Raw genomic sequence first — 6,796 nt, forward strand, 5'->3', positions numbered from 1 at the left:
GCCGCAGCCGCCGCCCGCCGCGGCGAGCGCGTCCGCGCGGTGCGCGGGCAGCGTGGTCGTGCCCGCGCCCTCCACCTCGAAGCCCGCGTCCGCGATCATGTCCAGGTCGGTCTTGCCGGCCTGGCCCTCGCTGGTGAGGTAGTCGCCGAGGAAGATCGAGTTGGCGATGTGCAGCGCCAGCGGCTGCATCGAGCGCAGGTGCACCTCGCGGCCGCCCGCGATCCGCACCTCCACGTCGGGGCAGACGAACCGGACCATCGCGAGGATCCGCAGGCAGCGCTGCGGCGTCAGGTTCCACTCCTGGGCGAGCGGGGTGCCCTCGAACGGGATCAGGAAGTTGACCGGCACCGAGTCCGAGTCCAGCTCGCGCAGCGCGTACACCACGTCGACCAGGTCCTCGTCGGACTCGCCCATGCCCGCGATCAGGCCCGAGCACGCCGACAGACCGGCCGCGTGGGCCTTCTGCACCGTGTCCACCCGGTCGGCGTAGGTGTGGGTGGTGGTGATCTCCCCGTACGTCCCCTCGGACGTGTTGAGGTTGTGGTTGTACGCGTCGGCGCCGGCCTCCCGCAGCCGCTCCGCCTGGCCGTCCGAGAGCAGCCCGAGGCAGGCGCACACCTCGACGCCCTCGTTCTGCTCCTTGATCGCCTCGATCGTCTTCCCGACGCGGTCCACGTCCCGGTCCGTCGGACCGCGGCCGCTGGCCACCAGGCAGACCCGCTTCGCGCCGCCCGCGACGCCGGCGGCGGCCGCCTGGGACGCCTCGTCCGGCTTCAGCCAGGTGTACTTGAGGATCTCGGCCTTCGAGCCGAGCCGCTGCGAACAGTACGAGCAGTCCTCGGGGCAGAGCCCGGACTTCAGATTGACCAGGTAGTTCAGCTTCACCCGGCGGCCGAACCACTGGCGGCGCACCTTGCCGGCCGCGGCCACCACATCGAGCAGTTCGTCGTCGGAGGTCGCCAGTACGGCGAGCGCTTCTTCACGGCTCGGCAGCTCGCGCCGCAGCCCCTTGTCCACCAGCGTGTTCAGCAGGTCCATAAGGGCTGATCCTGGCCTACGGCACGGGTCCGGGCCAAGGAGGATCCGAACAAACGGCGCCGTTCGAGGTGTGTGCATGGCCACACCCCGACCTCGACGTCGGCCGGTTAGGGTCTGTGCGCTGCCTACAAAAGGATCTGCCATGTCCCAGGCCGTGGACCCGCGCCGCACCGCGTTCGACTGGACCGACGCCGAGGCGCGCCGTCGCGCGGAGGCCGGGCTCGTCCGGACGCTGCGTCCCCGGGCCGCCGAACCGGACGTACTGGACCTCGCGGGCAACGACTACCTCGGGCTGACCCACCGTGCCGAGATCAAGGAGGCGGCCGCCGAGGCCGCCCGCCAGTGGGGCGCGGGCTCCACCGGGTCACGTCTGGTCACCGGCTCGACCCGGCTGCACGCCCGACTGGAGCGCGAGCTCGCCGAGTTCTGCGGCTTCGAGGCGGCCCTCGTCTTCTCCTCCGGGTACACGGCCAACCTCGCCGCGCTCACCGCGCTCAGCGGCCACGGCTCGCTGATCGTCTCGGACGCCGCCAACCACGCCTCGATCGTCGACGGCTGCCGGCTGTCGCGCGCCGAGACCGCGGTCGTCCCACACACCGACCCGGACGCGGTGCGCAAGACCCTCGACGCCCACCCGGGCCGCCGGTCCCTGGTCGTGTCCGACTCGGTCTTCTCGGTGGACGGCGACAAGGCCCCGTTGGCCGAGCTCGCCGACGCCTGCCGTGCGCACGGCTCCGCCGCGCTGGTCGTCGACGACGCCCACGGCTTCGGCGTGCTCGGCGAGGGCGGCCGGGGCGCGGTGCACGCCGCCGGCCTCGCGGGCGACGCCGACGTCGTCGCCACCCTCACGCTGTCCAAGTCGCTGGGAAGCCAGGGCGGCGCGGTCCTCGGGCCCGCCCGGGTGATCGAGCACCTGGTCAACGCGGCCCGCACCTTCATCTTCGACACCGGGCTCGCCCCGGCCGCCGTGGGCGGCGCGCTCGCCAGCCTGCGGCTGATCGGCGCCGAGCCGGGGCTCGCGGAGCGGGCCCGTACCGTCGCCACCACCTTGCACCGGCGGCTCATCGAGGCCGGTCTGACCGCCGCGCGCCCCGACGCGGCCGTCGTCTCGGTGCACGCGCCCTCGCCGGAGGCGGCCCTGCGCTGGGCCGCGGACTGCCGCGAACAGGGTCTGGGCGTCGGCTGCTTCCGGCCGCCGTCGGTGCCGGACGGCATCTCCCGGCTGCGGCTGACGGCCCGCGCGGACCTCACGGACGCGCAGATCGACGAGGCCGTCGCCACGATCCTCCGGACCGCCCCGGCCGCCTGACCACGCGCGGAGAGCAGTGCGGGCCCAAATGCGGCCGGGCGTCGCAGAGTTCACCGCTTCGAGCGACAGATTTACACATATCTCGGTGAATCGCCCCCAAGGTCCCCCGAATCGGTGGCACTCTGGCGCGAAGCGCAATCCGGGGCCGGGCCCCGGTGGGAAAGGGACAGCGTCGCCATGGCAGACCATCAGGTAGCAACCGTCACTCTGCCGAGCGATCCGGCCTCGGTCTCCACCGCCCGCAGATACGTCGCCGACGTCCTCGTCGGCTGGGGCCTCGACGAGACCTGCGAGACCTCCGACACCGTCCGCCTGATCGTCTCCGAACTGGCCACCAACGCCGTCCAGCACACCTTCGGACAGTCGCCGACCTTCACCGTCGACGTCCGCCTCGAACGCGACGAGCACCTGCACATCGGCGTCACCGACAGCCACCCCCGCTGGCCCCAGCGGCTGCCCGCCGCGGTGCAGCAGGACAACGGCCGGGGCATGGTGATCATCCGCTGGCTGACCGCCGAATGCGGCGGCCGGCTCTCCGTCCGCCCCACCGACGACGGCGGCAAGACGGTGTGGATCGAGCTTCCCTGGACCGCCCCCGCCCCCTCGCCCAACTGACCGCGCCCAGGCTGCCGTTCGCCCGCCGTCAGCCTGCTGTTCCGCGGGCGAAGCCGCCGCGCAACAGGGCGCGGAACGACCGTTCGGCCGGGCCCGACGCGTCGCCGCGGTGCGCCACCGAGATCGTCCGGCGGAACGAGTCCGGCTCCAAGGCCCGTACGCCCAGCGGCGTCGCCGACATCGCGGCCACCATCTCCGGCACCACCGCCACCCCGAGCCCCGCGCCGACCAGCGCGCACACCAGGGCGTAGCCGGGCGTCGGGCAGACCACCGCGGGCCGCGCACCGATCCGGGCCAGCTCGCCCTCGACGCCGCGCCGCGCCGGACGATCGGGCGCGCTGCTGATCAGCGGCTGGCCGGCGAGCGCGGCGATCGGCAGCCGACCCGAGCCGCCGGTCAGCTCGTGACCCGGCGCCGAGATCAGGACCAGCTCCTCGACCAGCAGCGGCTCCAGCTCGACCCCCGCCGGCCGGGGCACGGGCTCCGCCGGCGTGTAGGCGTGGGTGAGCGCCAGGTCCACCTCGCCGGACGCGACCGCGAGCACGCCGCCGGGCGGCTCGTACTCGGCGACCGTCAGTTCCACCGCAGGATGCGCCCGTTTGAAGGCGCTCAGCACAGGCGGCAGCAGATGGATGCCCACGGTGGTGAACGTGCCGACCCGCAGCCGGCCGCCGGACAGCCCGCTGAGCTGGGCCAGTTCATGCCGGGCCTGCTCCATCTCGGCGAGGACCCGCCGGGCCCGCGTCACGAGCAGTTCGCCGGCCGGGGTGAGGCGCGCGCCGCGCCGGTGGCGTACGAGCAGCGGCGCGCCCGCCTCCCGTTCCAGCTTCGCCAGCTGCTGGGAGAGCGCGGGCGGGGTGTAGCCGAGCCGGGCGGCGGCCCCGGTGATCGAGCCGTCCTCGGCCACCGCCACCAGGGCGGCGAGCCGTACGAGATCCTGCATGAAGCGTTCCTTTGGGCAGACCCAGAGAATCCTGTCTCCACAGTAAAGGCTGATTCAGGCAGGCTGAGTCCATGGACGGACAGCTGATCGCCTTCATAGGGGTCGCCGCGGGCATGGTCGCCATGCCGGGCGCCGATTTCGCCGTCGTCGTGCGCAGCGCGCTCGCGGCGCGCCGGGCCGGTGTGGCCTGCGCGCTCGGCGTGGCGGGCGGGCTCCTGGTGCACACCGCCCTCGCGGTGGCCGGGCTTGCCGCCGTGCTGCTTGCGGTGCCGGTGCTCTACCGGGTGCTGCAGATCGCGGGCGGCGCGTATGTGCTGTACCTGGGCGTCCAGGCGCTCCGCGGCGCGCTGCGGCCGGCCGCCGCCGCGCCCACGGCCGACAGCGCGGGGGAGGCCCGGGTCGGGAGGGCGCTGCGGCAGGGCTTCCTCACCAACGTGCTGAACCCGAAGGCGCCGGTGCTGTTTCTGAGCCTGCTGCCGCAGTTCGTGCCGGACGGGGCCGCGGTCCTGCCCCGCACTCTGCTCCTCGCGTCGATCGTGGTCGTGTTCGCCCTGCTGTGGTTCCCGCTGCTCGCACTCCTGGTGGACCGGCTGGGCACGTGGCTGCGCCGGCCGCGGCCGGCCCGCACCCTGCAGGGGGTGACCGGCGGCGCGCTCGCCGGTCTGGGGCTGACCCTGCTGACGGCGCCGGTGGCGGGGCACTGACGCCGAGGGCCGCGGTCGTCGTCGCCGCGGCCCCTGTCGCCCGCCGCCCGGGGTCAGCCGACCCGGCCGTACAGGACCTGCGACGACCAGATCCTGTCGAGCTTCACCCAGGAACCGGTCTTGGGGGAGTGCCAGATCCTGCCGTTCCCCGCGTAGATGCCGACGTGGTAGATGCGGCCGCCGGAGTGGAAGAAGACCAGGTCGCCCTGGGTCCGGCCGGAGGCGGAGATGTGCCGGGTCCGGTTGTACTGCTGCTGCGCGGTGCGGGGCAGCTTCTTGCCGGCGCGCTTGTACGAGTAGAGGGTGAGCCCCGAGCAGTCGAAGCGGCTGGGACCGGCCGCTCCGTACTTGTAGGGGGCGCCCTGCTTCGAGGCCGCGACGTCGAGCGCGGTGCTCGCGTACGAGGTGGCCGCCTGGGCCTCGGGCGCGGCGCCCGGGGCCAGGAAGGTGCCGCCGACGGCGGCGACGGTCAGAGCCGAGACGGCTCCGGCCCGGGAGAGCAGGGACGGGACATGATTCTGCGCAGTCATGCGCAACCCTTCGTCAGCCGCCTGTGAAGGATGACCTGTCGGGTTCGGACTGGCGAAGTTGCCCGGCCGCGGTTGCGGCTTCACCCCGAGGAACGGCCGTGAGGTACGGCCGGCCCGTGTTGCTCGGGTCCTCCACTCCTGCCGATCCACTCCTGTCGACCAGACATCCGGAGCGGCGGCAGGACTCGGCGTCCGCCCGGACCGCCCCGCCAGGGATGGCGGGGGCTTGTCGTCGTCAGGGATCTTGACCCAGCTCGTGGCGATTTCCGAGCCGAAACGGCGTTATGTGAGGCTGCTCACGACTGATCCATTCGGGTGGACAGGCAGGTTTCGTGATCAACAGAGGTTTGGCGGATGAGGCCCGTACCAGCAGCGGAATGGTCGATTCCGCCAGATGCGTACACCTGTTGCGCAACTCACCCGCGCTACATATCGATTCGTCGACTACGCCGAACGAGGGAGGGTTTCTGCGACCGACTGGCCCTCGACACGACATGCGGAACTGTCAACTGGCGGGTGTGTCCGTCACGGTGACCCGCTCCGCGCGCCGCTCCCCGTCCAACACCCGCAGGGCGCGGGCCAATGTGGCCGCATGGACCTCGCTCTCGCCGCGGCGATGCATGAGTTCCAGGGCCTCCCGGAGTGCGATCGCCCGCCCGACCAGCGCCTGAGCCGCCCTCAGGGCCCCATAGGTATGCGAGATCCTGGATGGATTGATTCTCCCCAGCTGGTCGACGACTTCAAGGTAGGCGTCGACCAACTCACCCTCGGCGCGCGTCAGCGCGGGAAGCGGCGGCAGCTCGGGAACCACCTCCGGTCACCTCGTGCCGCTGCCGTTGCCGGTGCCCGCGCCGGACTCGCCGCGGTTCCGGATGACGTGATCCACCAGGCCGTACGCCACCGCGGCCGGGGCGTCGAGGACCGAGATCCGGTCGATGTCGGCGTCGATCCGCTCCGTGCTCTGCCCGGTGTGCCGGGCCAGCATCCCGGCGACCATCCCGCGCAGCCGCAGCAGTTCCTCCGCCTGGATCTCCAGGTCGCTCGGCTGCCCCTGCAACGGCTCGTCCATGCTCGGCTGCTGGAGCACGACCCGAGCCCCGGGGAGGGCCAGCCGCTTGCCCGGCGCGCCGGCGGCGAGCAGCACGGCGGCGGTCGACGCGGCCTGGCCGAGGCAGGTCGTCTCCACCTCGCAGGTGATCACCTGCATCGTGTCGTAGATCGACGCCATGGCGCTGAGCGAGCCGCCGGGCGAGTTGATGTAGAGCGAGATGTCCCGGTCGGGGTCCGCGTACTCCAGGTGCAGGAGCTGCGCGATCACGTCGTTCGCCGAGGTCTCGTCGATCGGGGTGCCGAGAAAGACGATCCGCTCCTCCAGGAGCTTGGAGTACGGGTCGAGCGTGCGGCTGCCGTAGCTCGTGCGCTCGGTGAACTCGGGAAGGACGTACCGGTTCCGCATTCCCCTCTGCGAGTGGTTCCGCGGGTGGTTCTGAGGGTGGTTCTGCGCGTGGTGCCGCGTGCTGTCGTGCATGGCGAGCCTCCTCTGTAAAAAATGTACAGGACGTACAGCCCGTAAGATGTGGAGCATGGCCTACGAGATTCCGGTGACGCAAGCGCGGGCAGAGCTCGCCGACCTGATCAACCGCGTGGTGTACGGCAA

General features: G+C 72.2%; 8 protein-coding genes, 1 pseudogene and 1 riboswitch. Of the genes and pseudogenes, 4 read left to right on the top strand and 5 right to left on the bottom strand.

What is annotated here, in order from left to right; all coding sequences use genetic code 11:
* On the bottom strand, window positions 1-1,038 hold a 1,038-nt coding region (bioB, locus tag VIU94_RS36665; protein WP_331918548.1), incomplete at its 3' end, for a biotin synthase BioB.
* Between the two features lie 142 nt (window positions 1,039-1,180).
* Here bioB and VIU94_RS36670 point away from each other — a divergent pair.
* Both VIU94_RS36670 and VIU94_RS36675 read left to right on the top strand, forming a co-directional pair.
* Window positions 1,181-2,347, top strand: coding sequence for an 8-amino-7-oxononanoate synthase (locus VIU94_RS36670; protein ID WP_331918550.1), 1,167 nt, complete (start codon window positions 1,181-1,183; stop codon window positions 2,345-2,347).
* A 177-nt stretch (window positions 2,348-2,524) separates the two neighbouring features.
* Window positions 2,525-2,962: an ATP-binding protein gene (locus VIU94_RS36675; RefSeq protein ID WP_331918552.1), complete on the top strand. Its 438-nt coding sequence runs from the start codon at window positions 2,525-2,527 to the stop codon at window positions 2,960-2,962.
* A 28-nt stretch (window positions 2,963-2,990) separates the two neighbouring features.
* Here VIU94_RS36675 and VIU94_RS36680 read toward each other — a convergent pair whose 3' ends face one another.
* A complete protein-coding gene (locus VIU94_RS36680; RefSeq protein ID WP_331918554.1) occupies window positions 2,991-3,905 on the bottom strand; it encodes a LysR family transcriptional regulator in 915 nt (304 codons plus the stop codon).
* A 71-nt stretch (window positions 3,906-3,976) separates the two neighbouring features.
* On the opposite strand from VIU94_RS36680, the gene VIU94_RS36685 reads away from it, so the two are divergent.
* Window positions 3,977-4,609: a LysE family translocator gene (locus tag VIU94_RS36685; RefSeq protein WP_331918556.1), complete on the top strand. Its 633-nt coding sequence runs from the start codon at window positions 3,977-3,979 to the stop codon at window positions 4,607-4,609.
* Window positions 4,610-4,662: 53 nt separating this feature from the next.
* On the opposite strand, the gene VIU94_RS36690 is transcribed toward VIU94_RS36685, so the two are convergent.
* The 3 genes from VIU94_RS36690 to VIU94_RS36700 form a co-directional block, all read right to left on the bottom strand.
* Complete coding sequence (locus VIU94_RS36690; RefSeq protein WP_331918558.1) at window positions 4,663-5,139, bottom strand: C40 family peptidase; 477 nt, start codon at window positions 5,137-5,139, stop codon at window positions 4,663-4,665.
* Window positions 5,140-5,142: 3 nt separating this feature from the next.
* Window positions 5,143-5,315: riboswitch (cyclic di-AMP (ydaO/yuaA leader) on the bottom strand.
* A gap of 329 nt (window positions 5,316-5,644) precedes the next feature.
* Entirely contained in the window at window positions 5,645-5,950 is a 306-nt protein-coding gene (locus VIU94_RS36695; protein ID WP_331918560.1) for a hypothetical protein, read from the bottom strand.
* Between the two features lie 6 nt (window positions 5,951-5,956).
* Window positions 5,957-6,595: a ClpP family protease gene (locus VIU94_RS36700; protein ID WP_331918562.1), complete on the bottom strand. Its 639-nt coding sequence runs from the start codon at window positions 6,593-6,595 to the stop codon at window positions 5,957-5,959.
* A 127-nt stretch (window positions 6,596-6,722) separates the two neighbouring features.
* Between VIU94_RS36700 and VIU94_RS36705 the strand changes: the two are divergent.
* Window positions 6,723-6,796, top strand: a pseudogene (locus VIU94_RS36705) (prevent-host-death protein); the annotation flags it as partial.

This window comes from Streptomyces sp. (assembly GCF_036566765.1).
Lineage (GTDB): Bacteria > Actinomycetota > Actinomycetes > Streptomycetales > Streptomycetaceae > Streptomyces.

Excerpts from the sequence above, each read along its gene's own strand:
- VIU94_RS36680 (WP_331918554.1), bottom strand. The coding sequence starts at position 3,905 with ATGCAGGATCTCGTACGGCTCGCCGCCCTGGTGGCGGTGGCCGAGGAC.
- VIU94_RS36675 (WP_331918552.1), top strand. The coding sequence starts at position 2,525 with ATGGCAGACCATCAGGTAGCAACCGTCACTCTGCCGAGCGATCCGGCC.
- VIU94_RS36700 (WP_331918562.1), bottom strand. The coding sequence starts at position 6,595 with ATGCGGAACCGGTACGTCCTTCCCGAGTTCACCGAGCGCACGAGCTAC.
- VIU94_RS36685 (WP_331918556.1), top strand. The coding sequence starts at position 3,977 with ATGGACGGACAGCTGATCGCCTTCATAGGGGTCGCCGCGGGCATGGTC.
- VIU94_RS36670 (WP_331918550.1), top strand. The coding sequence starts at position 1,181 with ATGTCCCAGGCCGTGGACCCGCGCCGCACCGCGTTCGACTGGACCGAC.
- VIU94_RS36690 (WP_331918558.1), bottom strand. The coding sequence starts at position 5,139 with ATGACTGCGCAGAATCATGTCCCGTCCCTGCTCTCCCGGGCCGGAGCC.